Source organism: Serratia sp. Z4 (assembly GCF_009900725.1).
Lineage (GTDB): Bacteria > Pseudomonadota > Gammaproteobacteria > Enterobacterales > Enterobacteriaceae > Serratia > Serratia nematodiphila.
In genome coordinates, this window is the sequence record NZ_JAAABD010000002.1 from 723,951 (window position 1) to 748,972 (window position 25,022).

25 protein-coding genes are annotated in these 25,022 nt (G+C 63.0%); 16 read left to right on the top strand and 9 right to left on the bottom strand.

All coding sequences use genetic code 11. The features are described 5' to 3' along the window. Positions 1-2 precede the first annotated feature (2 nt). The 6 genes from GT753_RS11340 to paaY all read left to right on the top strand — a co-directional run bounded on the left by GT753_RS11340 (position 3) and on the right by paaY (position 6,123). Entirely contained in the window at positions 3-1,535 is a 1,533-nt protein-coding gene (locus GT753_RS11340; protein WP_103085442.1) for a 3-hydroxyacyl-CoA dehydrogenase, read from the top strand. Continuing rightward, positions 1,532-1,972 carry a hydroxyphenylacetyl-CoA thioesterase PaaI gene (paaI, locus tag GT753_RS11345; protein ID WP_015378355.1) on the top strand — a complete coding sequence of 147 codons (441 nt, stop codon included), beginning with the start codon at positions 1,532-1,534 and terminating at the stop codon, positions 1,970-1,972. The genes GT753_RS11340 and paaI overlap by 4 nt, the downstream gene beginning before the upstream one ends. Then, positions 1,969-3,174, top strand: a complete 1,206-nt coding sequence (pcaF, locus tag GT753_RS11350) for a 3-oxoadipyl-CoA thiolase (RefSeq protein ID WP_021505792.1) — start codon at positions 1,969-1,971, stop codon at positions 3,172-3,174. The genes paaI and pcaF overlap by 4 nt, the downstream gene beginning before the upstream one ends. 15 nt (positions 3,175-3,189) lie before the next feature. Then, the gene (gene paaK, locus GT753_RS11355; RefSeq protein WP_015378357.1) at positions 3,190-4,497 is read left to right on the top strand and encodes a phenylacetate--CoA ligase PaaK; all 1,308 of its coding nucleotides are present in this window, start codon (positions 3,190-3,192) and stop codon (positions 4,495-4,497) included. Positions 4,498-4,575: 78 nt separating this feature from the next. Beyond that, a complete protein-coding gene (gene paaX, locus GT753_RS11360) occupies positions 4,576-5,514 on the top strand; it encodes a phenylacetic acid degradation operon negative regulatory protein PaaX (RefSeq protein WP_042784929.1) in 939 nt (312 codons plus the stop codon). A 12-nt stretch (positions 5,515-5,526) separates the two neighbouring features. After that, on the top strand, positions 5,527-6,123 hold the full coding sequence (gene paaY / locus GT753_RS11365; protein ID WP_004935205.1) for a phenylacetic acid degradation protein PaaY: 597 nt from the start codon (positions 5,527-5,529) through the stop codon (positions 6,121-6,123). Between the two features lie 38 nt (positions 6,124-6,161). Here paaY and GT753_RS11370 read toward each other — a convergent pair whose 3' ends face one another. The 5 genes from GT753_RS11370 to GT753_RS11390 form a co-directional block, all read right to left on the bottom strand. Next, entirely contained in the window at positions 6,162-7,559 is a 1,398-nt protein-coding gene (locus GT753_RS11370) for an amino acid permease (protein WP_004935209.1), read from the bottom strand. A 20-nt stretch (positions 7,560-7,579) separates the two neighbouring features. Beyond that, a complete protein-coding gene (locus GT753_RS11375) occupies positions 7,580-8,767 on the bottom strand; it encodes an amino acid aminotransferase (protein ID WP_075685139.1) in 1,188 nt (395 codons plus the stop codon). Positions 8,768-8,825: 58 nt separating this feature from the next. After that, on the bottom strand, positions 8,826-9,197 hold the full coding sequence (locus GT753_RS11380) for a RidA family protein (protein WP_021505797.1): 372 nt from the start codon (positions 9,195-9,197) through the stop codon (positions 8,826-8,828). 1 nt (position 9,198) lies between these two features. Continuing rightward, the gene (locus GT753_RS11385) at positions 9,199-9,996 is read right to left on the bottom strand and encodes an alpha/beta hydrolase (RefSeq protein ID WP_160125588.1); all 798 of its coding nucleotides are present in this window, start codon (positions 9,994-9,996) and stop codon (positions 9,199-9,201) included. Positions 9,997-10,143: 147 nt separating this feature from the next. After that, positions 10,144-11,055, bottom strand: a complete 912-nt coding sequence (locus tag GT753_RS11390) for a LysR family transcriptional regulator (RefSeq protein WP_049240732.1) — start codon at positions 11,053-11,055, stop codon at positions 10,144-10,146. 98 nt (positions 11,056-11,153) lie between these two features. On the opposite strand from GT753_RS11390, the gene GT753_RS11395 reads away from it, so the two are divergent. Further along, complete coding sequence (locus GT753_RS11395; protein ID WP_075685143.1) at positions 11,154-11,771, top strand: glutathione S-transferase family protein; 618 nt, start codon at positions 11,154-11,156, stop codon at positions 11,769-11,771. Between the two features lie 4 nt (positions 11,772-11,775). Further along, positions 11,776-12,690: a pyridoxamine 5'-phosphate oxidase family protein gene (locus GT753_RS11400; RefSeq protein ID WP_015378363.1), complete on the top strand. Its 915-nt coding sequence runs from the start codon at positions 11,776-11,778 to the stop codon at positions 12,688-12,690. A 37-nt stretch (positions 12,691-12,727) separates the two neighbouring features. On the opposite strand, the gene GT753_RS11405 is transcribed toward GT753_RS11400, so the two are convergent. Further along, positions 12,728-12,943, bottom strand: a complete 216-nt coding sequence (locus tag GT753_RS11405) for a glycogen synthase (RefSeq protein ID WP_004935234.1) — start codon at positions 12,941-12,943, stop codon at positions 12,728-12,730. Positions 12,944-13,154: 211 nt separating this feature from the next. Between GT753_RS11405 and gabD the strand changes: the two genes are divergently transcribed. From gabD to GT753_RS11420, 3 genes are all read left to right on the top strand, one after another. Beyond that, on the top strand, positions 13,155-14,630 hold the full coding sequence (gene gabD / locus GT753_RS11410) for an NADP-dependent succinate-semialdehyde dehydrogenase (RefSeq protein WP_088381726.1): 1,476 nt from the start codon (positions 13,155-13,157) through the stop codon (positions 14,628-14,630). A 90-nt stretch (positions 14,631-14,720) separates the two neighbouring features. Further along, positions 14,721-15,134, top strand: a complete 414-nt coding sequence (locus tag GT753_RS11415; protein WP_021505800.1) for a GyrI-like domain-containing protein — start codon at positions 14,721-14,723, stop codon at positions 15,132-15,134. 22 nt (positions 15,135-15,156) lie between these two features. After that, the gene (locus GT753_RS11420) at positions 15,157-15,525 is read left to right on the top strand and encodes a glyoxalase/bleomycin resistance/extradiol dioxygenase family protein (protein WP_025159860.1); all 369 of its coding nucleotides are present in this window, start codon (positions 15,157-15,159) and stop codon (positions 15,523-15,525) included. Positions 15,526-15,531: 6 nt separating this feature from the next. On the opposite strand, the gene GT753_RS11425 is transcribed toward GT753_RS11420, so the two are convergent. After that, positions 15,532-15,927 (bottom strand): cupin domain-containing protein, encoded by a 396-nt coding sequence (locus GT753_RS11425; protein WP_015378368.1) that lies wholly within the window; start codon positions 15,925-15,927, stop codon positions 15,532-15,534. A 173-nt stretch (positions 15,928-16,100) separates the two neighbouring features. On the opposite strand from GT753_RS11425, the gene GT753_RS11430 reads away from it, so the two are divergent. Then, positions 16,101-16,994 (top strand): LysR family transcriptional regulator, encoded by an 894-nt coding sequence (locus GT753_RS11430; RefSeq protein WP_160125589.1) that lies wholly within the window; start codon positions 16,101-16,103, stop codon positions 16,992-16,994. On the opposite strand, the gene GT753_RS11435 is transcribed toward GT753_RS11430, so the two are convergent. Then, positions 16,991-17,980 (bottom strand): aldo/keto reductase, encoded by a 990-nt coding sequence (locus GT753_RS11435; protein WP_160125590.1) that lies wholly within the window; start codon positions 17,978-17,980, stop codon positions 16,991-16,993. The two genes, GT753_RS11430 and GT753_RS11435, sit on opposite strands and share 4 nt — an antisense overlap. A gap of 305 nt (positions 17,981-18,285) precedes the next feature. Here GT753_RS11435 and pqqU point away from each other — a divergent pair, with 305 nt between their 5' ends. From pqqU to GT753_RS11455, 4 genes are all read left to right on the top strand, one after another. Next, a complete protein-coding gene (gene pqqU, locus GT753_RS11440) occupies positions 18,286-20,424 on the top strand; it encodes a TonB-dependent receptor PqqU (RefSeq protein WP_370456263.1) in 2,139 nt (712 codons plus the stop codon). Positions 20,425-20,571: 147 nt separating this feature from the next. Next, positions 20,572-22,944, top strand: coding sequence for a glucose/quinate/shikimate family membrane-bound PQQ-dependent dehydrogenase (locus GT753_RS11445; RefSeq protein WP_004935255.1), 2,373 nt, complete (start codon positions 20,572-20,574; stop codon positions 22,942-22,944). A gap of 225 nt (positions 22,945-23,169) precedes the next feature. Further along, positions 23,170-23,355, top strand: a complete 186-nt coding sequence (locus tag GT753_RS11450) for a hypothetical protein (protein WP_049240746.1) — start codon at positions 23,170-23,172, stop codon at positions 23,353-23,355. Continuing rightward, the gene (locus tag GT753_RS11455) at positions 23,352-23,531 is read left to right on the top strand and encodes a hypothetical protein (RefSeq protein WP_015378373.1); all 180 of its coding nucleotides are present in this window, start codon (positions 23,352-23,354) and stop codon (positions 23,529-23,531) included. Before GT753_RS11450 ends, GT753_RS11455 begins: the two co-directional genes overlap by 4 nt. A gap of 30 nt (positions 23,532-23,561) precedes the next feature. Here GT753_RS11455 and GT753_RS11460 read toward each other — a convergent pair whose 3' ends face one another. After that, on the bottom strand, positions 23,562-24,995 hold the full coding sequence (locus GT753_RS11460) for an EmmdR/YeeO family multidrug/toxin efflux MATE transporter (protein WP_021505806.1): 1,434 nt from the start codon (positions 24,993-24,995) through the stop codon (positions 23,562-23,564). Positions 24,996-25,022: the final 27 nt, after the last annotated feature.

Below are 25,022 nucleotides of genomic sequence, written 5' to 3' on the forward strand. Positions count from 1 at the left end.
CCATGAACGCGCCCCTTCTTAACGGCCAGGTGGCGGTGATCGGCGCCGGCACCATGGGCATCGGCATTGCGCAGGTGGCCGCCGCCGCCGGTCACCCGGTGCGGCTGTTCGATATCGCGCCCGCCGCCGCCCAGCGCGCGATCGATGAACTCACTCGCCGCCTGCGCCAGCGGGTCGACGGCGGCAAGGCCGACGCCAACGCCACCGAGGCGCTGCTGGCACGCCTCGAACGCGCCGATTCGCTCGAGCAACTGGCCAACAGCGCGCTGGTAATTGAAGCGGTGGCGGAAAATCTGGCGATTAAGCAGAGCCTGTTCCGCGATCTGGAAGCGGTCTGCTCGCCCACGGCGCTGTTCGCCAGCAATACCTCCTCGCTGTCGATCACCGCCATCGCCGGCGCCTTGCAACACCCGGCGCGCATGGCCGGGCTGCACTTCTTCAATCCGGCGCCGCTGATGAAGCTGGTGGAGATCGTCAGCGGTCTGGAGACCGGGGCCGAGACCCTCGCGGCGCTGCAGGCCCTGGCGCAGCGCTGGGGTAAGCAGAGCGTCGTGTGCCGTTCGACGCCGGGATTCATCGTCAACCGCGTGGCGCGGCCGTTCTACGCCGAAACCCTGCGCGCGCTGGAAGAACGGGTGGCCGACGCCGCCACCCTGGATGCAGTCATGCGCGACGCCGGCGGCTTCGCCATGGGCCCGCTGCAGTTGACCGATCTGATCGGCCAGGACGTCAATTACGCCGTGACCGACTCGGTGTATCAGGCCTTCTACCAGGATCCGCGCTTCACCCCCTCTCTGGTGCAGCAGGAATTGGTGGCCGCCGGACATCTCGGCCGCAAATCCGGCCGCGGCTTCTACCGCTACGACGCGCAACGCCCCGCCGCAGAGATGATCGCCTTTGCGCCGCCGGCGCAGGCCGCGCCGCCGCAACGCGTCACGCTGCACGGCGACTGGTCTTCGCTGGCCGATTTAGCGGAACTGTTGATCGAAAATGCGGGGGCGATCAAACAACCTGGCCAGACCAGCCCGTACCTCACGATCGACGACGTTACACTGATGTTAACCAATGGTAAAACCGCCGGCCAACTGGCCGACGAACGTGGAACGCCTGTGGTGCTGTTCGATCTCTGTGCCGACTATGCGCATGCCTCCGCCATCGCCATCAGCTGCGCGGCGCAAAACGGTGCGCAACACAATGCCAACGCGATTCGCCTGCTGCAGTCCCTCGGCAAGCAGGTCATTCAACTGCCGGATTATCCCGGCCTGCTGACGATGCGCACCCTGGCCATGCTGGCCAACGAAGCGCTCGACGTGGTGAACAAAGGCGTCGCCGGCGCCGAAGATACCGATCTGGCGATGCTGCGCGGCGTCAACTATCCGCGCGGCCCGCTGGCCTGGGGCGCCGCACTCGGCTGGCGTCACATTCTGACGACGCTGGAAAACCTGCAACGCTATTACGGCGAAGCGCGCTATCGCCCGATGCCGCTGCTGCGCCGCTACGCTTCCCCCGCCTCTTTCCCAGGAGCCGAACGATGAACGCCAATACGCCGCGCGCGCTGGCTCAGCGCTGCGCCGAACAGATGTTCCAGCAAGATACCTGCGCTCAGGCGATGGGGATGCACATCGACGCCGTCGACGCCGGGTACGCGCAGGTCAGCATGACCGTCGGCCCGCAGATGCTCAACGGCCACCAAACCTGCCACGGCGGCCAACTGTTCAGCCTGGCGGACACCGCCTTCGCCTACGCCTGCAACAGCCAGGGGTTGGCGGCGGTAGCCTCCGGCTGCAGCATCGACTTCGTCCGCCCGGCGCTGGCCGGCGATCGCCTCACCGCCAGCGCGCAGATGCGCCATCAGGGCAAAGCCACCGGGCTGTATGACGTCGAAATCGTCAATCAACAGGGCAAAACCGTCGCCTGGTTTCGCGGCCGCGCGCACCGCCTTGGCCACAGCATTTTAGGAGATCAGGCATGAATCAGGCATTTATCTGCGACGGCGTGCGCACCCCGATCGGCCGCTACGGCGGCGCGCTGGCGCAGGTGCGCGCTGACGACCTCGCCGCCCTGCCGCTGCGCGTGCTGCTGGAGCGCCATCCGCAGGTGGATTGGGCACAGCTGGACGACGTGATCCTCGGCTGCGCCAACCAGGCCGGGGAAGACAACCGCAATCTGGCGCGCATGGCGCTGCTGCTGGCCGGATTGCCGGTCGGCGTTTCCGGCACCACGGTGAACCGCCTGTGCGGTTCGGGCCTGGATGCGTTGGCAATGGCCGCGCGCAGCATCAAAGCCGGCGACGCCGGGCTGCTGCTGGCCGGCGGCGCGGAGTCGATGACCCGCGCGCCGCTGGTGATGGGCAAGGCCGACAGCGCCTTCAGCCGCCAGGCGCAGCTGTACGACACCACCCTCGGCTGGCGCTTCGTCAACCCGCGCATGCAGGCCGAGTTCGGCACCGATTCGATGCCGGAGACCGCCGAAAACGTCGCGGCGCAGTTCAATATCAGCCGCGCCGATCAGGACGCCTTTGCGCTGCGCAGCCAGCAGCGCGCCGCCCGGGCGCAGGCGCTGGGCCACCTGGCGCAGGAGATAGCCCCGGTCAGCCTCACCGGTAAAAAAGGCGTGGTCACCCTGTTCAGCCAGGATGAACACCCGCGCGCCGACACCACCTTCGAGCAGCTGCAGGCGCTGAAAACCCCATTCCGTCAGCCCGGCAGCGTCACCGCCGGCAACGCCTCGGGCCTGAACGACGGCGCGGCGGCGCTGATCGTCGCCTCCGAAGCAATGGCGGTGCGCCAGGGGCTGACGCCGCGCGCGCGCATCGTTGCCACCGCCACCTGCGGCGTGGAGCCGCGGCTGATGGGCATCGGCCCGCTGCCGGCCACCCGCAAGGTGCTGGAGATCGCCGGGCTGAGCCTGGCGCAGATGGACGTCATCGAACTGAACGAAGCGTTCGCCGCCCAGGCGTTGGCGGTGATGCGCCAGCTTGGCCTGCCGGACGATGCCCCGCAGGTTAACCCCAACGGCGGCGCGATCGCTCTGGGGCATCCGCTGGGCATGAGCGGCGCGCGCCTGGCGCTGGCCGCCCTGTTTGAACTGGAACGGCGAGCCGGCCGCTACGCGCTTTGCACCATGTGCATCGGCGTCGGCCAAGGCATCGCCATGATCATTGAGCGTGTCTGACCCCTGAGGCTAACCATGACAATAAATCCACAGCCCCTCGAAACGATCGAATTCGCCTCGCGCGATGAGATTGAAGCGTTGCAGTTGGCGCGTTTGAAGTGGACGCTGCACCACGCCTACAACAATGTGCCGATGTACAAGCGCAAGTTCGATCAGGCGGGCGTACACCCCGACGATCTTAAGCAGCTGAGCGATCTGGCGCGCTTCCCCTACACCACCAAGCAGGATCTGCGCGACAACTACCCGTTCGACACCTTCGCGGTGCCGATGGAGCAGGTGGTGCGCATCCACGCCTCCTCGGGCACCACCGGCCGCCCGACGGTGGTGGGCTACACCCAGCGCGACATCGATAACTGGGCCGATATCGTCGCCCGCTGCCTGCGCGCCGGCGGCGCCACCGCCAAAGACAAGGTGCACGTCGCCTACGGCTACGGCCTGTTCACCGGCGGCCTGGGGGCGCACTACGGCGCGGAGCGGCTCGGCGCGACGGTGATCCCGATGTCCGGCGGGCAGACGGAACGCCAGGCGCAGCTGATCCTCGACTTCAAACCCGACATCATCATGGTGACGCCGTCCTATTGCCTGACGCTGATCGACGAACTGGAGCGCAAGATGGGCGGCGACGCGCGCGGCTGTTCGCTGCGGCTCGGCGTGTTCGGCGCCGAACCCTGGACCGAAGCCCTGCGCCACGAAATCGAATCCCGCATGGGCATCAAGGCGCTGGATATCTATGGCCTGTCGGAAGTGATGGGGCCGGGCGTGGCGATGGAGTGTCTGGAAAGCGGCGGCGGCCCCACCATCTGGGAAGACCACTTCCTGCCGGAGATCATCTGCCCGGAGACCGGCGTCGCCCTGCCGGACGGCGAGCACGGCGAACTGGTGTTTACCACCCTGACCAAAGAGGCGCTGCCGGTGATCCGCTACCGCACTCGCGATCTCACCCGGCTGCTGCCGGGCGACGCGCGCCAGATGCGCCGCATGGGCAAGATCACCGGCCGCTCCGACGACATGCTGATCATCCGCGGCGTCAACGTCTTCCCGTCGCAGGTGGAAGAGCAGATCATGCAGTTCGAGCAGCTGTCGCCGCACTATCAGCTGCAGGTCAGCCGCAGCGGGCACCTGGACACGCTGGCGGTGCGCGTCGAGCTGAAAGAATCGGCGCTCAGCCTCAGCCACCAGCAGCGTTGCGACATCTGCCACCAGCTGCGCCACCACATCAAATCGATCGTGGGCGTCAGCACTGACGTCAGCATCGCCAACTGCGGCGATATCCCGCGCTCGGAAGGCAAGGCGCAGCGCGTGGTCGATCTGCGGCCGCGCTGAGGCGCACGGCGTCACGGATGACGCCGCCCCAAATTATGTTAATGTTGTGGCTCATCGAAGGCTAACCCATGGAAAAATATGGAACATAAACTGGATGAGTTCATTCGCCATGCCGTCGACGCGCAGCCGATCAGCGGCACGTCGCTGATCATTTCGCTGTACGGCGACGCGCTCAGCCACCGCGGCGGCGAAGTGTGGCTCGGCAGCCTGAGCGCGCTGCTGGAGGCCTTCGGCTTCGGCGATCGTTTCGTGCGCACCTCGGTGTTCCGCCTGCAAAAAGAAGGTTGGCTGGCGGTGGAGAAAATCGGCCGCCGCAGCTTCTACCGCGTGACCGAGCAGGGGATGCGCCAGTTCCGCCACGCCGAATCGAAGATCTATCTGCGCGAGCAGCCCGCCTGGGACGGCAAGTGGGAGCTGCTGCTGCTGGAATGCGCCGAAAAAAACGCGCGCGCGCGGCTGAAAAAAGAGCTCGGCTGGCTCGGGTTCGGGCAGATCGCCAACAACCTGATGGCCGCCCCCACCCATGCGCAGACCGACGTGACGGCGCTGCTCGGCGAACTCAACGCCAGCGAACAGGTGATCTACTTTCGCGCCGATTACCCCTACAACCGCTCCGAGCAAACGCTGCAGAAACTGGTGGCCGACTGCTGGTCATTGAGCGAGGTGGCGGCCGGTTATCATGAGTTTATCGTCTCTTTCCGGCCGCTGATGGCGCTGCTGCGCGAAGTCGACCCGGCGGCGCTGACGCCGCTGCGCTGTTTCCAGATTAAGCTATTATTGATTCACTTCTTCCGTCGCGTGGTGTTGAAAGATCCGCTGCTGCCGGACGCGCTGCTGCCCGCGCAGTGGGAGGGCCAAATCGCCCGCAACCTGTGCATCAATCTCTACCAGCAGGTCGATCGCGCCGCGACGGACTACGTCAGCGCGCTGGCGGAGACCACCATCGGCGCCCTGCCCGCGCCGGCCGCCGGTTACTATCGGCGCTTCGGCGGCCTGCCGCGCGACCCTACATATTAAGGAACTCACGCTATGCCTGTGTATCAGATTGACGGCCTGACGCCGGTCGTTGACCCCAGCAGTTACGTGCACCCGACGGCGGTGCTGATCGGTGACGTGATCGTCGGCAAACACGTGTATATCGGCCCGAACGCCAGCCTGCGCGGCGATTTTGGCCGCCTGGTGATCTGCGACGGCGCCAACATTCAGGACAACTGCGTAATGCACGGCTTCCCGCAGCAGGACACGGTGGTAGAAGAAGATGGCCATATCGGCCACGGCGCCATCCTGCACGGCTGCCGCATTCGCCGCAACGCGATGGTGGGCATGAACGCGGTGGTGATGGACGGCGCGGAGATCGGCGAGAACACCATCGTCGGCGCGATGGCGTTCGTCAAAGCCGCGGCGACGATCGAAGCCAACAAGCTGGTGGTAGGCAGCCCGGCGCGCGTGCTGCGCGATCTGACCGAACAGGAGCTGGCCTGGAAGATTGCCGGCACCCGCGAGTATCAGGATCTGGTGCAGCGCTGCAAATCCTCGCTGCACGAAGTGGCGCCGCTGACCGAAATCGAACCGGGCCGCCAGCGCCTGAGCTTCGGCGATCACCTGATCCCGAAAAGCCAGCTTTAATCCCCAGGGCTGAGGTGCGCCTCAGCCCCTCCCCCGCATTACTCCACTTCCGGCGCCTTGAGCGGCGACGGCGCAGCCGCGCGGCGGCTCTGGAAGTGATAAGCCACCACCAGCAGCAGGGTGAACGGAATACCGAACCACAGCGTCATGCGGAAAAATTCGGTAAACGCGGTCGAGATCATCAGCGCCGCCATCAGCCCGCCACCCAGTAAGGTGGTATAGGGGAATCCCCACATGCGGAACTTCAGATGGGTCTGCCGGTGCCGGCGGCGGAAGAACAGATGGGTGACGAAGATCATCAGCCAGGTAAAACAGGCGCCATACACCGAAATGGACATCATGGCGGCGAACGACGTTTCCGGCGCCACCAAGCTCAGGACGATGGACACCACGATACCGATGCACGACATCGCCAGCGCATTGACCGGAATGCCGCGCCGGCTGACGCGCCCCAGCGCCGCCGGCGCTTGCCCGGCGCGCGACAGCGAGAACATCATGCGGGTGGTGATGTACAGCTGGCTGTTCATCGCCGACAGCGCCGCCACCAGCACGATAAAGTTGAAAATACCGGCGGCGGCGGGCAGATGGATCACGTTCATCGCCATCAGGAACGGGCTTTCGCCGGTGCCGGACTGGCGCCAGGGCACGATGGCCAGCATCAGGGCGATCGACAGCATGTAGAAGATGAACAGCCGCACGATGGTGCCCTTGAACGCCGCCTTCACCGCAATCACCGGATTTTTCGCCTCGCCGGCGGCCACCGCGATCATTTCAATGCTCAGGTAGCTGAAGATGGACACGATCACCGCGAACCACATGCCCTTGACGCCAAACGGCATGAAGCCGCCGGCGGTCAGGTTGCGCAGGCCATAGGCCGGGTTGCCCGAGAACGCCAGAATGCCGATGCCGATCAGAATAAACGCCACGATAGCCGTTACTTTGACGGTAGACAGCGCGTATTCCACCTGGCCGAACGATTTCACGCCGATCACGTTAACGACGATCACCGCCGCCGAGAACAGCAGCACCCACGGCCAGGTCGGCGTCGCCGGGAACCAGAACTGCATGTACATGCCGATGGCGGTGACTTCGGTGCCCACCGCCAACACCACGCAGGACCAGTAAGAATAACGCACCAGAAAACCGAACAGCGGGCCGAGATAGAATTCGGCGTAGTCGCCGAACGAGCCGGGCGTCGGGTGTTCGGAGGTCATTTCCGCCAGGCTGCCCATCAGCAGCAGCGCAATGACGCCGCCGATCAGGTAGCTCAGCAATACCGACGGCCCCGCCATCTGAATGGCGTAGGCGCTGCCGAGAAACAGCCCGGTGCCGATGGCGCCGCCGATCGCCAGCATCGACATCTGTCCGGCGGTAAGATGCTTGTTCAACCCGCCCTGACGGCGGGCGATATGCTCAAAATCATTCATCTGTGGCATGGCTGTGCTCCCGGGCGGAGTTAGGCGGTACGGGTGACGTCGAGAATGGCGGCGGTCACGTAGTCAATGTTGCCGGGGTTAAGCCCCGGCAGACACATGCGGCCGGGCGAGACCAGATAGATGGCGTAGCGCTGCCGCAGGGTCTGCAGCTGCGCTTCGTTCAGGCCGGTATAGCTGAACATGCCGCGCTGCTCGAGAATGCGCCGGTGATCCAGCGAAGAGCCGCCCTGCGCCAGCCCGGCGGCCAGCTGTTCACGCATTTGCTTGATGCGCGAGCGCATTTCCGCCAGCTCATTGCGCCAAAGCTCGCCGAGTTCGGCGTCGCCGAGCAGGGTTTCCACGATCTGGCTGCCGTGCGTCGGCGGGCAGGAGTAGCTGCGGCGGATCAGCGTTTTTAACGCCCCTTTGACGTTGGCGGCATTTTCCGCGTCGGCGCAGCGCACCGACAGCGCGCCCAGACGCTGGCCGTACAGCGCGACGTTTTTGGAAAACGAATTGCAGACCAAAAACGGCAGATCGGTTTTCAGCGCTTGGCGCAATGCAAAGCAGTCCTCCTCCAGCCCGTCGCCGAAGCCCTGATAGGCGATGTCGAACAGCGGCAGCAGGTTACGCCGCTGCAGCACGGCGAGCGTGGCGCGCCATTGCTCCGGCGTCAGATCGGTGCCGGTCGGGTTATGGCAACAAGGGTGCAGCAAGACCACGCTGCCCGGCGGCAGGCTGTCCAGCGCGTCGAGCATGGCGGCGAAACGCAGGCCGCCCGCCGCTTCGTCAAAGTAGGGATAGGTTTTCACCCGCAGCCCCGCCCCTTCGAAAATCGCCCAGTGATTGGCCCAGGTGGGATCGGACACCCAAATTTCACCGCGCGTCAGAAAGTGGCGCAGAAAATCCGCCGCCAGCTTCAACGCGCCGGAACCGCCGACGGTCTGCACCGTGGCGATCTCGGCCGCCTGTTGCTCACCGAACAGCAGCGACTGCACCTGGCGAGCGAACTGCGGCGAACCTTCGATCGGCGGATAACCGTGCGGGCGACGCAGCGCCAGCAGCCGCTGCTCGGCGGCCTCAACCGCCTGCATCAGCGGAATATTCCCCTGCCGATCGTAATACAGCCCAATGCCTAAATTCACTTTTTTCGGATTGGGATCCTGCAAATAGGCTTCCATCAGCGACATAATAGGATCGGCGGCGGAAGGTGCAATCTGTTTAAACATGACGCATCCTTAACTCGTTATTGAATTAATATGAAGGTTGACTTAAGAAGAAATTAAATCAGGCGATGGCGCTGACGGTAATTTCTATTTTCATTCCCGGCACCACCAATTTTTCGACAATGACCGTGGAGCGATTGGGATAAGGATAATTAAAGTATTTCCGGTAAATATCATCGAGACATTTAACGTCGTTGACGTCGGTGAGATACACGATCACCTGCAGCACCTTATCGCTGTGGCTGCCCGCCGCCTTCAGCGTCTGCGCCAGATTATCGAAGGTCAGCGTAATCTGTCGCTCCGGCGCGCCGGTGTCGATGCTGCCGTCCGCCCGCACCGGGCCGTGAGCGGTAAACAGCATGCCGCCACCCCGGGTGGCCCAGGAAAAAGGCTGGCCGATCTCCGGCAGCCCGGTCTCTACGATCTCGCGCATGTCAGTGGTTCCCGTGGTGGTTAAGTTGGTGAAGCAACACGCCGTCGGCGGCGAACAACGCATCCAGAATGGTAAAATGATTGGCGCCGGGCACCGCGACCAGATCGGCCGGCAGCCCGCGTTGGCGCAGCGCTGCATGATAGTGTTGCGACTGACCTCTCAGTTCCGGCAGCTCCAATGCGCCGTAATACAGCGTAAGCGGCTTGCCGCGCGTCGGCAGGCGGCGTGCCGGGCTGAGCGTTTCAATCTGCCGCGCGCTCAGCTGCAGCGCCCGATTGACATAGCTTTGTTGCAGCGGCGCCAGCTCGAACAGGCCGCTGATGGGAAAGACGGCATCCACCAACGCATGCTGCTGCCAGAGCGCCGCCAGCTGCCCGCCGGCGGAATGGCCGCACAGATAAACCGGATGGGCATAGTGCGGCGGCAGGCGGCGCTGAATGGCATCCAGCGCCATCCCGATCTGTCGGCATATTTCGTCGAGATCCACCGCCGGCGCGAGCGCATATTCCACCAACACCACGTCAAAACCCAACGCCAGCGGCCCGGCGGCGATAAAGGCGAAATCCGACTTATCGCAGAATTGCCAATAACCGCCGTGAATAAAAATTAACGTCCCCTGATGCTGCTTGGCAGAATAGAGCCAATCAAATGTTTCGCGCTCGCCGTTGCCATAAGCAATATTATTTTCATGACGCGTCTGTTTATAAACAGCCGCGCTGCGAGTTTGAAATGAAGTCAAAATAGCCGCTTCATTGTCCACCGTGGCGCCGTTATCATAACTCCCCGCAAGTGGTTTCATATATTAAACTTCGTTTATTATTTAAAATGTAAATTAACTATTAGCACCGGCAACATTATTGTCAAGACGGGCGCATCAGCAATGCGCGCCCGGTAAAATAAAACCTGATGAATAATGAAAAAGTTTAACCCATGAAACTTTTTGCGCTTATTTCCCCCGCCCGTCCGGCTGAATTTGCGGCAAGGCGCTGAGCCGTTCAAATGCATAATCCCAAAAGGCGCGCACCTTCAGCGGCATGTGCTGCGCCTGCTGCGCCACCAGCTGTACCGGCATCGGCAACGGCTCATGATCCGTCAACAGCCGCACCAGCGTACCGGCGGCCAAATCGTCCGCCACCTGATACGAGAGCAACCGGGCGACGCCCTTGCCGGCGCGCACCGCCAGCAGTTGCGCTTCCACGTCGTTGAGCAACAGCCGGGGAGTCAATCGCACGCGCTCGCCGTTTTCCTGCGGGCCGAAGCGCCATTCGCGCAGCGACGGCCGCTGGGTGCCGACGATGGTGGCGTGCTCCGCCAGCTGCGCCGGCGATCGCGGTTCACCGCAGCGCGCCAGGTAATCCGGGCTGGCGACCGTCACCCGGCTGACCTGCCCCAGCCGCCGCGCCACGCGGGAAGAGTCCTGCAGATGACCGATGCGCACCGCGATATCCAACCCTTCGTCAATCAGATCGAGATTGCGATCGTTCAATACCATTTCGATCTGCATCTGCGGGTAGTCATCGAGAAACGCCATCACCACCGGCGCCACGTAGCGGCGGCCGAACTGCACCGGCGAAGTAACGCGCAGCAAGCCGCTCAGCTGCGCTTCTGCGGTATCCTGCACCACCGCCTGATAATCCTGCAGCAGCTGTTGCGCGCGCTCCAACAGCCGCGCGCCCGCTTCGGTAGGCGCCAGCCGCCGGGTCGTGCGCTCCACCAATCGGGTGCCGAAACGCTGTTCCAATGCGGCGATCGCCCGGGTGACCGCCGGCGCCGAACGCCGCAGTTTGCGCCCGGCCGCCGCCAGGCTGCCCTGCTGCACCACCGCCACGAAGATGGCCAACTCGTCTAGCCGATCCATAGATTCTTCCGAAAAGTGAAATTATCAATTTCCACATTGCCGGATTTCGCTCGTTCAACGCAAGAGTATGCTGACAAAAAGCACTGAGGAGAAACGCCATGTCCACCATCACACTCTACGGCACCCCGCTTTCCGGCCACGTTCATCGCGTGGCGTTGCTGCTGCGCATGCTGGCGCTGCCCTATGCATGGGTCGAAGCCTCGGCGGAGGTGCGGCAGAGCGCAGCCTTCCGCCGGCTCAACCCGTTCGGCCAGATCCCGGTCTTGCAGGATGGCGATCTGACGCTGGCCGACAGCAACGCCATTCTGGTCTATCTGGTGAAGCGCTATGCGCCGGACAGCCACTGGCTGCCGGAACAGCCGGCGGCGGCGGCGCGAGTGCAGGCCTGGCTTTCCAAAGCCGCCGGTGAAGTCCGCTACGGCCCGGCCTCTTGCCGACTGATCGCCCAATTCGCCGTGCCGGAGGACTATCAGGCGGCGCGAGCAATCAGCGATCGTTTTCTGCCGCAGATGGAACAGCACCTGAGCGAGCGCGACTACCTGGCCAGCGAACACCCGACCATCGCCGATCTGGCCTGCCACAGCTACGTGGCGGTCGCGGCCGAAGGCGGCATTTCGCTGTCGCCTTACCCTGCGATACGTCGCTGGGCGGCGCGCATCGCTGCACTGCCCGGCTTCTTTGCCATGCCGGCCCTGCCGGAACCGGCGGGGAGCTGACGCCATGATCCCGCAACTGTTCCATCCCGATGAGCTGCGCGCGCAGACGCTGGCCGGGTTTGGCGGCGTAGGCGGTGGCATCTACCCTGCGATGCCGGATCAGCACCGCGCGTTTTTCGCCGCGCTGCCCTACCTGTTCGTCGCCACGCTGGATGAACAAGGCTGGCCCATCGCCACCCTGTTCACCGGCCCGCCCGGATTTTTACGCACGCCGGACGACACGCACCTGCGTATCAGCGCACCGCGTCGCAGCGACGATCCCGCCCAGGCGCTGTTGCTGCCCGGCAAACCGGTCGGCGCGCTCGGGCTGGATTTCAGCAACCGGCGGCGCAACCGCGCCAACGGCACCGTCGGCCGCACCGACAAAAACCGGGTGGAGATCGTCGTTCAGCAAAGCTTCGGTAACTGCCCGCAGTACATTCAGCGCCGCGAACTCTACCCGGTGGACAGCCGGCCACAGCCGGTTGAGCATTTAGCCTCGCTGGATGCGGCGGCGCAGGCGCTGATCCGCACCGCGGATACCAGCTTCGTTGCCAGCTGCGCGCACCTGGCACTGGCGCAGGGCGGCGTCGATATTTCCCATCGCGGCGGCCGCCCCGGCTTTATCCACCTGGAAGGTGACACGCTGTGGATGCCGGACTTTCGCGGTAACCGCTATATGAACACGCTGGGCAATCTGCTGGCCGAACCGCGGGCGGCGCTGCTGTTCATCGATTTTGAACGCGGTGACGTGCTGCATCTGCAGGGGGAAACGCAGATCCTCTGGCAAGCAGAGGGGCATCCCGGCGTTGAAGGCGCAGAACGCTATTGGCGGTTTGACGTTCGCCGCGCCTGGCGTTTTACGGCGGCGTTGCCGTGGCGGGGGCGTAATCTGGAGTATTCGCCGGCGACGCTGGCGACCGGGGTGTGGCAGCGCTGAAATGAAAAGCCCCGCTGCGGCGGGGCTGGTTCGGAAATTACAGGCTGTGTTCGGCCGCCGATGCGGCCTGATAAAGCTGACGAAAATAATTCAACCGCGCAAAGAACAGGCGGCTTTGCTGCTCCGACATATTGCCGGCCACCTGCCCGGCGTCAATCTGCCGCCCTTGCCATTCCATCAGAGCGATGCTCGACGCCAAAAAATCCATTTCGCTGCCGTAGGCCGCGAGATGTCTGTCCACTGATTTCATCATTCGCACACTCCTTTTAATTACATCGAAAAGGGTCATATGCCTGCTCTTTCAGTATCGGCCCGGCGAAGGATATTTTTTGTACAGAAGGTGCGCATAAAGAAAACCACCATCTTGTTGCCGCGTGGGCAAACGGCGGCGGCAAAATTTGCTAGGGTAAAGGGTAGCCGTATGGGATAGACCACTCTGTTGAACTCAGCAAAGGAAGAGACTCATGAGCACCAGTATCTGCGCTACCCTCAAGGATCCCACGCTGTTCCGCGAGGCCAACTACATCGACGGGCAATGGTTGCCGGCCCAGGAAGGCCGTTCGATCGCCATTCATAATCCCGCCAACGGCGAACGGATCGGCCACGTCCCGGCCTTCGGCGCCGAAGAAACCGCACGCGCCATCGCCGCCGCCAAAAAAGCGCTGCCCGCCTGGCGCGCGTTAACCGCCAAAGAGCGCGCCGGCAAGCTGCGCCGGCTGTTTGAATTGATGATGGAAAATCAGGAAGATCTGGCGCTCATCATGACGGCGGAACAGGGCAAACCGCTGGCCGAAAGCCGCGGTGAAATCGCCTATGCCGCCTCCTTTATCGAATGGTTCGCCGAGGAAGGCAAGCGGGTGTATGGCGACACCATTCCACAGCCCCAGGCCGGTCGCCGCATCATCGTGCAAAAAGAGCCGATCGGCGTGTTCGCCGCCATCACCCCGTGGAACTTCCCGGCGGCGATGATCACCCGCAAAGCCGGCCCCGGCTGGGCCGCAGGCTGCACCGGGGTGATCCGCCCCGCCAGCCAGACCCCGTTCTCGGCGCTGGCGATCGCCGTGCTGGCGGAGCGCGCCGGGCTGCCCGCCGGGGTATGCAACGTGATAACAGGCCCCAGCAAAGGCATCGGCGGCGAACTCACCGCCAACCCGGACGTGCGCAAACTCTCCTTCACCGGCAGCACCGAAGTCGGTGCGCAGCTGCTGGCCCAGTGTGCGCCCACCATCAAGAAAACCAGCATGGAGCTGGGCGGCAACGCGCCGTTTATCGTGTTTGACGACGCCGATCTGGACGCCGCCGTGGCCGGCGCTGTCGCCTCGAAATACCGCAACGCCGGCCAGACCTGCGTCTGCACCAACCGTTTTCTGGTGCAGGACGGCGTATACGATGCCTTCGCAGCCAAACTGAAAGCCGCCGTCGCCAAGCTGAAAGTCGGCAACGGCCTGGATGACGGCGTCACCATCGGCCCGTTGATTAACCCGGACGCGGTGGAAAAAGTGCGCGAGCATATCGCCGACGCCGTCGAGCACGGCGCCTCGGTGCTGCTGGGCGGCAAGCCTGACGCGCTGGGCGGCAATTTCTTCACCCCGACTATCCTGACCGATGTGCCGCGCACGGCGAAAATCTTCCGCGAGGAGACGTTCGGCCCGGTGGCGCCCCTGATCCGCTTCAGCCAGGAGGCCGACGCCGTCGAACTGGCCAACGACACGCCGTTCGGCCTGGCCGCTTACTTCTACAGCCGCGACATCGGCCGAGTGATGCGCGTGGCCGAAGCGCTGGAGTACGGCATTGTCGGCATCAACGAAGGGTTGATTTCCACCGAGGTGGCGCCGTTCGGCGGCATGAAACACTCCGGTTTGGGCCGCGAAGGATCGAAGTACGGCATCGAGGACTATCTCGAAATCAAATACCTATGCCTTGGCGGCGTGGATGCCTGATGCGTTCGGCCCCCGCACCTGCGGGGGTTCTGTCTGGCGTTTGCTATCTTTAGGTTAGGCATCTTTGTGCGGTTAAAAGGGATTGTCTCTATGCGGCCCATCTCGGTACATCTGCCCGGCTTTTACGTCGCCGGCCAAACAGTCAGAACCACCAACCAGAACGAAACCCAAGCCGAAACGGCAAAGATTCCCGCGCTGTGGTCGGATTTTTTCGCTACCTCACCCGCCCTGCCGGTATACGGGGTCTATTCCAATTACGCTTCCGACGCCAGCGGGCCGTTTGACGTCACCGCCGGCAGTGAGGCACAGAGCGGTTTACACATCCAACCCGGCCGCTATCTGGTCTTCTCCGCCCGTGGCGCGATGCCGGCGGCGGTCATCGCAAGCTGGCAGCGCATCTGGGCCTACTTCGAACAACACCCTGAGATCGAACGCCGCTTCCTGACCGACTTCGAAGCCTATACCGGCCCCGACGCGGTCGATATCCACATCGGCTGCCGCTAACGCGACAATGAGGTCAACGATGATCGCCTTCTCGCCCGCCATTCCGATCCTGCGTATCTTTTCGGTCGACAAGGCCAAAGAGTTTTACCTGGATTTTCTCGGTTTCACGCTGGAATGGGAGCACCGTTTCAGCGAAGACCTGCCGCTGTACATGCAGATTGCCCGCGCCGGGCTGACGCTGCACCTGAGCGAACACTACGGCGACAGCACGCCCGGCGCCGCCATTTTCATTCCGATGCAGGACATCGATGCGCTGCACCGGGAGCTCACGGCCAAAAACTACCGCTATGCACGGCCGGGCCTGGAGATTGTCGATTGGGGCAAGGAACTGAACCTCACCGATCCGTTCGGCAACCGCCTGCGGTTCTGCGAACAGAACCGCAGATCCTGAGCGCCGTTATTGCCGGTACTCCGCCTCGCTGACCGGCTCCAGCCAGGTCACCGGAGTGCCGTCCAGCGCTTCGGCGATGGCGATATGAGTCATGGCGGAGTCCGGCGTCGCACCGTGCCAGTGTTTGACGCCAGCCGGGATCCAGACGATATCGCCGGGGTGCATTTCCTGCGTGGCCTCGCCCCACATCTGGATCCAACCGCGCCCCTGAGTGACGATCAGCGTCTGGCCGAGCGGATGCGTATGCCAGGCCGTGCGGGCGCCGGGCTCAAAGGTGACGGTTGCGCCGCCCACTCTGGCCGGCGCTTCGCCGGCGAACGGCGCGTCGATGCGCACCTGCCCGGTAAAATAATCCGCCGAACCGCGCTGTGATGGGATCGAACCGCTGCGTTGTATTTTCATCTGTTTTATCCTCCGCGCCGGCTCTCACAACCGGCGCTGATAGTCATAAGTGAGTGATGCCAAGATAGCGCCATGCTTTTCCGCCGACTAGCGGGTAAAATGCGCAAGGAGCTATGAGCTAAATTCATAAATCTACGCGCAGCCGCGCCCTAACCTTGCTCTTCGGTGCCGATATGTTGAAAGAAAACGTTAACGACCTGATCGCTTTCCTGATAGTGGCCAGAGAACGCAGCTTCACCAAAGCGGCGGCGCAGCTTGGCGTTTCCCAATCGGCGCTCAGCCACGCTATACGCGGGCTGGAAGAGCGCCTGGCGCTGCGCTTGCTCACGCGCACCACCCGCAGTGTCGCCCCTACAGAGGCCGGTGAGCGGCTGCTCAACAGTATCGGTCCGCGCTTTGCGGAGATAGAAAACGCGCTGAACGCGCTGGGTGAAATGCGCGATCGCCCGGCCGGCAACATCCGCATTACCGCCGGCGAACATGCAGTGGATGCGGTGCTGTGGCCGGTGCTGCGCACTTTCCTCATCGATTACCCGGACATCAACGTGGAAATCACCGTCGACAATAGTCTGGCCGACATCGTCGCCGGGCGTTTCGACGCCGGCATCCGGCTGGGGGAACAGGTGGCGAAGGACATGATCGCGGTGCGCATCGGGCCGGACATGCGCATGGTGGCCGTCGCCTCACCCGCCTATTTCGCCCGTCACGGCCTCCCCGCCACGCCGCAGGCATTGCAAAACCACCGTTGCATCAACATGCGTTTGCCCACCCTCGGCGGGCTGTACGCCTGGGAATTTGCCCGCGATGGCCGGGAGATCAAAGTACGTGTGGAGGGGCAACTGACCTTCAACAGCCTGCGCCAGCGGATCGACGCTGCGCAGCTCGGCCTCGGTATCGCCTTTGTGCCGGAAGACAGCGTCGCCGAGCCGTTGGCCGACGGGCGGTTGCAGATGGCGCTGGACGACTGGTGCCCGCCGTTTCCCGGTTATTACCTCTATTATCCAAGCCGCAGGCAACACACCACCGCCTTTGCGCTGCTGATTGAGGCGTTGCGGCGCGGGGCTTAACGCCCGACGTTTTTCTGCAGATGCGCCGGGTAACGATCGCCGATCACGTCGATAGCGGAGAGCGCGCGCTCAATCTCGCCCAGTTCGTCCGCCGCCAACACCACCGACGCCGCCGCGAGGTTCTCTTGCAGCCGATGACGCTTGGTGGTTCCCGGAATTGGCACGATCCACGGCTGTTGCGCCAACAGCCAGGCCAAGGCGATCTGCGCCGACGTCACGCCCTTGCGCTGCGCTATCTGCCCCAGCACGCTCACCAGCGCCTGATTGGCCCGGCGTGCTTCGGCGCTGAAGCGCGGCACCAGGTTGCGAAAATCGCCGCTGTCAAAGGCGGTGTCTTCGGTGATGGCGCCGGTGAGAAAGCCCTTGCCGAGCGGGCTGAACGGCACCAGACCGATGCCCAATTCCGCCAGCGTCGGCAAGATTTCACGCTCCGGCTCGCGCCACCATAGCGAATATTCGCTTTGCAGCGCCGTAATCGGCTGCACCGCATGGGCTCGCCGGATGGTTTGCGCTCCGGCTTCCGACAAGCCGAAGTACTTCACTTTCCCTTCGCGAATCAGTTGCTGCACCGTACCGGCCACCTCCTCGATAGGCACTTCGGGATCGACGCGATGTTGATACAGCAAATCGATCGTCTCTACCCGCAGGCGCTTCAACGAACCTTCCACCGCCCGGCGAATATGCTCCGGACGGCTGTTCAACACCTGTTGCCCCGCCGGCTGCGGCAGATCGAAACCGAACTTGGTGGCGATGACGACCCGATCGCGCACCGGCGCCAGCGCTTCGCCCAACAATTCCTCGTTGGTGAACGGACCATAAATCTCGGCGGTATCGAAGAACGTCACGCCCTCGTCAACCGCGGCGCGGATCAGATCGATCGCCTGCCGTTCGTCGGTGGCCGGGCCGTAGCCAAAACTCAGCCCCATACAGCCCAGACCCAACGCCGATACTTCCAGCCCTTCTCGCCCTAACTTGCGTGTTTGCATCTTCACTCTCCCACTGAATGATACCGGCTCCGCCTGACGCGGCGCCGCTCCGGTGTGGTGACTGTAAAAGGCGGCTGCCGCCATGACTATGGGGCAAAATACGCTTGAGCTTATGAACCAGGCTCATGAATCCGTTAACCGTTGCTGGGACCAGCGTTTTTGCGGGAACGTTCCTGCCCGAGATACTCTATACTGATGTCAGGATGCCTTACCCTTTTCGTTTAGCGTCATGTAGATGGAGCGACAGATGGCTAACTCTGAATCGACCTGCGATTCCCTTTCAATACCAGTGGCAGATTTATTCCATGACCAATAAGAAAAGCGCCGTGCTTACCCCGGCTGCAATGCTATTGCTACAACCCATGTTTGCCAGCCAGGCACTGGCGGCAGAAAATAATGAAGAGAAAAGCGACACCCTGGTGGTGATGGCGCAACCCATCGGATTGACCGAGCTGGGATCGCCGGTGTCCGTCAGCGTGATCGACGGGCAAGACCTGCGCAACGCCGCCCCGCAGATTAACCTGTCGGAAAACCTCGGCAGCGTGCCGGGCCTGCAGCTTCAAAACCGGCAAAACTATGCGCAGGATCTGCAGTTGTCGATACGCGGGTTCGGCAGCCGCTCGATGTTCGGCGTGCGCGGGGTGCGCATGTACGTCGACGGCATTCCCGCCACCATGCCCGACGGCCAGGGGCAAACCTCCAACATCGACATCAACTCCGTCGAGCGCATCGAGGTGCTGCGCGGCCCCTATTCCGCGCTGTACGGCAACGCTTCGGGCGGGGTGATCAACGTTGACACCCAGACCGGCGCCCAGCCGCCAACGCTGGAGGCCGGCAGCTATTTCGGCAGCGACAACACCTGGCGCTACGGGGTGAAAGCGACCGGCGCCACCGGCGACGGCACCCAGGCCGGCGACGTCAACTACGCCATCTCGGGCACCCGCTTCACCACTCAGGGCTATCGCGATCACAGCGCCGCGCGGAAAAACCTCGGCAACGGCAAGCTCGGCGTGCGGCTGGACGACGTCAGCACCCTGACGCTGATGTTCAACAGCGTCTCCATTGACGCCGGCGATCCGGGCGGCCTGACCGAAGCGGAATGGAAGGAAAACCCGCGCCAGGCGCCGCGCGCGGATCAATTCAACACCCGCAAATCGCTCGATCAGACCCAGGCCGGCCTGCGCTATCAGCGCCAGATCAGCGAGCGCGACGAACTGACGCTGACCGCCTACCACGGCGAGCGCCACACCACGCAGTACCAATCCATTCCACGCGGGCCGCAGCTCAACCCTACCCACGCCGGCGGGGTGATCGTGCTGGAAAGAAAATATCAGGGCATTGACACTCGCTGGAAGCATGAGGATACTCTCGCCTCGTTACCGGTAACACTGATCGGCGGTCTGGATTATGAAACCATGACCGAACGCCGGCAGGGGTTCGAAAACTTTATTCTGCGAGACGGCACAGTGGACTACGGCGAGAAAGGCGACCAGCGGCGCAACGAGAAGAACCGCATCTGGAACCTGGATCCTTACCTGCAAACCTCCTGGCAACTGACGCCGCACTGGACGCTGGACGCCGGCCTGCGCTACAGCACGGTCAGCTTCGACTCGACCGACTATTACATCACGCCGCGCAACGGCGACGACAGCGGCAGCAAACGTTACCACCAGTGGCTGCCGATGGGCTCGCTCAACTATAAAATCAACCCGGCGTGGAACGTTTATCTCTCCGCCGGCCGCGGCTTTGAAACCCCGACCATCAACGAACTCTCCTACCGCCCCGACGGCCAGACGGGCCTCAATATTGGCCTGCAGCCATCCACCAGCGACACCGTCGAACTGGGCAGCAAACTGCGCCTCGGCAACGGCCTGGTGAGCGCCGCCCTGTTCCAGACCGATACCGACAACGAGCTGGTGGTGGCGGAAAGCAGCGGTGGGCGCACCAGCTACGCCAACGCCGGTAAAACCCGGCGGCGCGGCCTGGAACTGGCGCTGGATCAAGAGTTCGCGCTGGACTGGCGCCTGCATATGGCCTGGACGCTGCTGGACGCCACCTACCGCAGCGAAATGTGCGGTAAATCCGGCTGTACCCCCGCCGGCAATCGCCTGCCGGGCATCGCCCGCAACATGGGCTACGCCTCGCTGGCCTATGCCCCGCCGGAAGGCTGGCACGCCGGCGCGGAGCTACGCTACATGAGCGACATTCAGGCCAATGACGCCAACAGCGCGCAGGCTCCCTCTTACACCGTGGCCGGCGTAAACGCCGGTTATCGCTTTACCTGGAACCGCTGGGCGCTGGACGTGTTCAGCCGGGTGGACAATGTTTTCGATCGCCGATACGTCGGTTCGGTGATCGTCAACGAAGGCAACGGCCGCTACTTCGAGCCGGCGCCGGGGCGCAACTGGGGTGGCGGCGCCACCTTGTCTTATCGCTTTGAATAAGGCAAAGCACCTTAAGGTTAAAAAACGGGATGGGTTTTACGTCACCCTAGCGGCTTCTCGCTGAAATAATAGGGAGAAACCGCGTGTTTTTTCCGATTTGGCTTAATCTCTAAATCGGGGACTTTCATTTTTGGTAAGGGTATTGCTATGCAAAATAAAGCGTCACTATCGCCGCTTATCGTCATAACGGCGCTGTTTGCCGCGCTGAGCGGGCTTTATCTGCTCGGCGGCGGCATCTGGCTGGCCAAGTTGGGCGGTTCGCTGTATTACATCATCGCCGGGCTGGTGCTGCTGGCGACCTCCTGGCTGCTGTTCCGCCGCCGCGCCACCGCGCTGCTGCTGTACGCGGTATTTCTGTTGGGCACCACTATTTGGGCCCTGTGGGAAGTGGGCCCGGACTTCTGGGCGCTGACGCCGCGCCTGGACGTCACCTTCTTCTTCGGCCTGTGGCTGGTGCTGCCGTTTATCTACCGCAAGCTGGTGGCCAACGGCAAATTCGCCTACGGCGCGCTGAGCGCGGCGCTGGCGATCACCGTCATCGCGTTGGCCTATGCCGTGTTCAACGATCCGCAAGAGATCAACGGCACGCTCGACGCCGCGCAGGTACAGCCGAAAGACGCCACCGGCGCCGACTGGCCGGCCTATGGCCGCACCCAGGAAGGCACCCGTTACTCGCCGCTGAGCCAGATCAACGACAAAAACGTTGGCCAGCTGCAAGAAGCCTGGCGTTTCCAGACCGGCGATCTGAAGACCGCCAACGATCCGGGTGAGATCACCAACGAAGTCACGCCGATCAAAATCCGCGATACCCTTTACATGTGTACGCCGCACCAGAAGCTGTTTGCGCTGGATGCCGCCACCGGTAAAGAAAAATGGAAGTTTGATCCGCAGCTGAAGTACAACCCAACCTTCCAGCACATCACCTGCCGCGGCGTGTCTTACCACGAAACCGCCGCAGCCGCAGGCGCCACAGGCGATGCCGCACCGGCGATGTGCGCACGCCGCATCATTCTGCCGGTCAACGACGGCCGTCTGTTCGCACTGGACGCCGAAACCGGCAAACCCTGCCCGGACTTCGCCAACAACGGTGAGCTGAACCTGCAGAGCAATATGCCGTATGCGACGCCGGGCCACTACGAGCCGACCTCGCCGCCGGTGATCACCGATAAAGTGATCGTCATCGCCGGCGCCGTGACCGACAACTACTCCAACCGCGAGCCTTCCGGCGTGATCCGCGGCTTCGACATCAACAGCGGCAAGCTGCTGTGGGCCTTCGATCCGGGCGCGAAGGATCCGAACGCCATCCCGGCGGACGAGCACCACTTCGTGCCGAACTCGCCGAACTCCTGGGCGCCTGCCGCCTATGACGCCAAGCTGGATATCGTTTACCTGCCGATGGGCGTTTCCACTCCGGACATCTGGGGCGGCGATCGCACCCCGGAAATGGAACGCTACGCCAGCGGCCTGCTGGCGCTGAACGCCTCCACCGGCAAACTGGCCTGGTTCTATCAGACGGTCCACCATGACCTGTGGGATATGGACGTGCCGGCGCAGCCGACCCTGGCAGACATTACCGACAAGAGCGGTAAAAAAGTGCCGGTCATCTATGTGCCGACCAAAACCGGCAACATCTTCGTGCTGAACCGCACCAACGGCGAGCTGGTAGTGCCGGCGCCGGAGAAACCGGTACCGCAGGGCCCGGCCAAAGGCGATCGCCTGTCGCCGACCCAGCCGTTCTCCGAGTTGACCTTCCGTCCTGAGAAGAAACTGACTGGCGCCGACATGTGGGGCGCGACCATCTATGATCAGCTGGTCTGCCGCGTGATGTTCCACAGCCTGCGTTATGAAGGCACCTTCACTCCGCCTTCCGAGCAGGGCACGCTGGTGTTCCCGGGCAACCTGGGCATGTTCGAGTGGGGCGGCCTGGCCGTCGATACCGATCGCGAAATCGCCATCGCCAACCCGATCGCGCTGCCGTTCGTCTCCAAACTGATCCCGCGCGGCCCAGGCAACCCGATTGAGCCGCCGGAAGGCGACAAAGGCGGCAGCGGCACCGAGTCCGGCGTACAGCCGCAGTATGGCGTGCCGTTCGGCGTTACCCTGAACCCGTTCCTGTCGCCGTTCGGCCTGCCGTGCAAACAGCCGGCCTGGGGTTACATTTCCGCCGTGGATCTGAAAACCAACGACATCGTGTGGAAAAAACGCATCGGCACCGTGCGCGACAGCTCACCGCTGCCGCTGCCGTTCAAAATGGGCATGCCAATGCTGGGCGGCCCGGTGACCACCGCCGGTAACGTGTTCTTCATCGGCGCCACCGCAGACAACTACCTGCGCGCTTTCAGCGTGACCAACGGTGAAAAACTGTGGGAAGCGCGCTTGCCGGCCGGCGGCCAGGCGACGCCGATGACCTATGAGGTCAACGGCAAGCAGTACGTGCTGATCTACGCCGGCGGCCACGGTTCCTTCGGCACCAAGCTGGGCGACTACGTGGTCGCTTACGCTCTGCCCGATCAGAAGTAACCACCGCCGTTAGTACCCCGCAAAGCACGCCGCAAGGCGTGCTTTTTCTTTTCCCGCCCGCCGGCTGTCCCCTCGCAATACCCTTAATTTTTTCACTCGCATTATTGATAATGGTTATCATTCGCAATATTATACCTCTGCGGCCCCGGCAGCGGCTGCGATCCTCTCCAGCTTAATGGGCAATACAACGATCGGCCGCCTTCGGGCGGCCCTATTCGGAGGCGCATGGTCGACCATACTCGGAAGCATCGAAAGAAGATCCTGCAAGCGGCGGTGAAGACACGGCGTGCCGGTCTGCCGTTCACGGCGGACTCCCCAGCCACCCCGCCCTTTATTGGTTTGCCGCATCAGCCGAAGGCGGTGCTGGTGCATCTGGTCGGCCATGATAGCGCACAGGAGGAACATGAATGAATCTGCAGCCCTTTACCGCCATGCTGATGTTCGCCTATGTGCTGCTGATGGTGCCGCTGCTCTACGTCATCGACAGCCGCCTGAGCGCCAGCAAGCTGGTGCGCAAAGCCACGCAAAACCTCATCATCATCGCGTTGACGCTGCTGTTCTTCAGCGCGATGACGCTTTTATACTGAGGCCATCTCGCCGGTGCCCCGCGGCCGACGTTACCCGGCCTCCCGGCGTTTGGCCCGCGGATATTTCCACAGCCAGCGCCCGCTGACCATGCGCCAGTAGAACAAGGCGCCGCGCACCGCCCAATCGAGGAACATCCCCAACCAGACACCCACCACGCCCATGCCCAGTTCGATACCCAGCACGTAGCCCGCCACCACGCGGCAGCCCCACATGCCAAGCATCGTCACCCACATGGCGAAGCGGGCGTCGCGCGCGCCTTTCAGCCCGGCGGGCAACACCCAGGAAGCGGCCCAGATCGGCATAAAGGCGGCGTTGAGCCAAATCAGGGTTTTCACCACCGTTTTCACGTCATCCTGCGAGGTATAAAACGCGGCGAATACCCCAGCCAACGGCGCCGTGCCCCAGGCGATAGCGGTCAACCCGAGGGTAGACAGCCAGAAAATATGGCGCAGCTGCCGTTCCGCCTGACCGATCTCGCCTTTGCCTAGCCGCCGGCCAACGATGATGGTCGAAGCCGAGCCCAGCGCGTTGCCCGGCAAATTGATCAACGAAGCGATGGAGAAGGCGATAAAGTTACCGGCGATCACGTTGGTGCCCATGCCGGCGACGAACATCTGCGTCAACAGTTTGCCGCCGTTGAACAGCACCGACTCGACGCTGGCGGGAATGCCGATCCCCAGCACTTCCCACAGGATGCTCATCTTCAGCGGCGTGAAATAGCTTTTCAGCGTGATGTGCAGCGCCGGATTAAAACCGATCGCCAGTACATAGAGGATGGCGATGGCGCCGATATAGCGGGAAATCGTCAGCCCCAGCCCGGCGCCGACGAAGCCCAGGCCATGCCAGCCCAGCATGCCGTAAATCAGGATGCTGCTGATGATGATATTGAGGATATTCATGCCGCCATTGATAAGCAGCGGGATCTTGGTGTTGCCTGCGCCGCGCAGGGCGCCGCTGCCGATCAGCGCAATCGCCGCCGCCGGGTAGCTCCACACCGTGGTTTGCAGGTAAGAGAGCGCCAGCGCTTTCACCTCAGGCGAGGCCGCGCCGGCGATCACATCAATGATCGGTTCGCCCGCCAGGTGAATGCCCGCCGCCAACAGCAGCGCCACGCCGGTCATCAGCACCAGCGACTGACGCGCCGCCGCCCGCGCCCGCCGGCGATCGCGCTTGCCGAGGCTGAAGGCCACCACCACGGTGGTGCCGAGATCCACCGCGGCAAAAAAGGCGATGATCACCATGTTGAAGCTGTCCGCCAGCCCCACCCCGGCCATCGCCTCTTTGCCGAGCCAACTAACCAGAAAGGTGCTCAGCACCCCCATCAACAGAACGCAGGCGTTCTCCAGAAAAATCGGCACCGCCAGCGGCGTGATTTCGCGCCAGAACAGCACGCGGTAGCTTTTCCGTTTGGCGTACCAGGGCGTATTTTCCACGCGCTGACGCAGTGCGGCATACAGGTTCAAGGTGGGCTCGATGGATAAAAGTGAAAC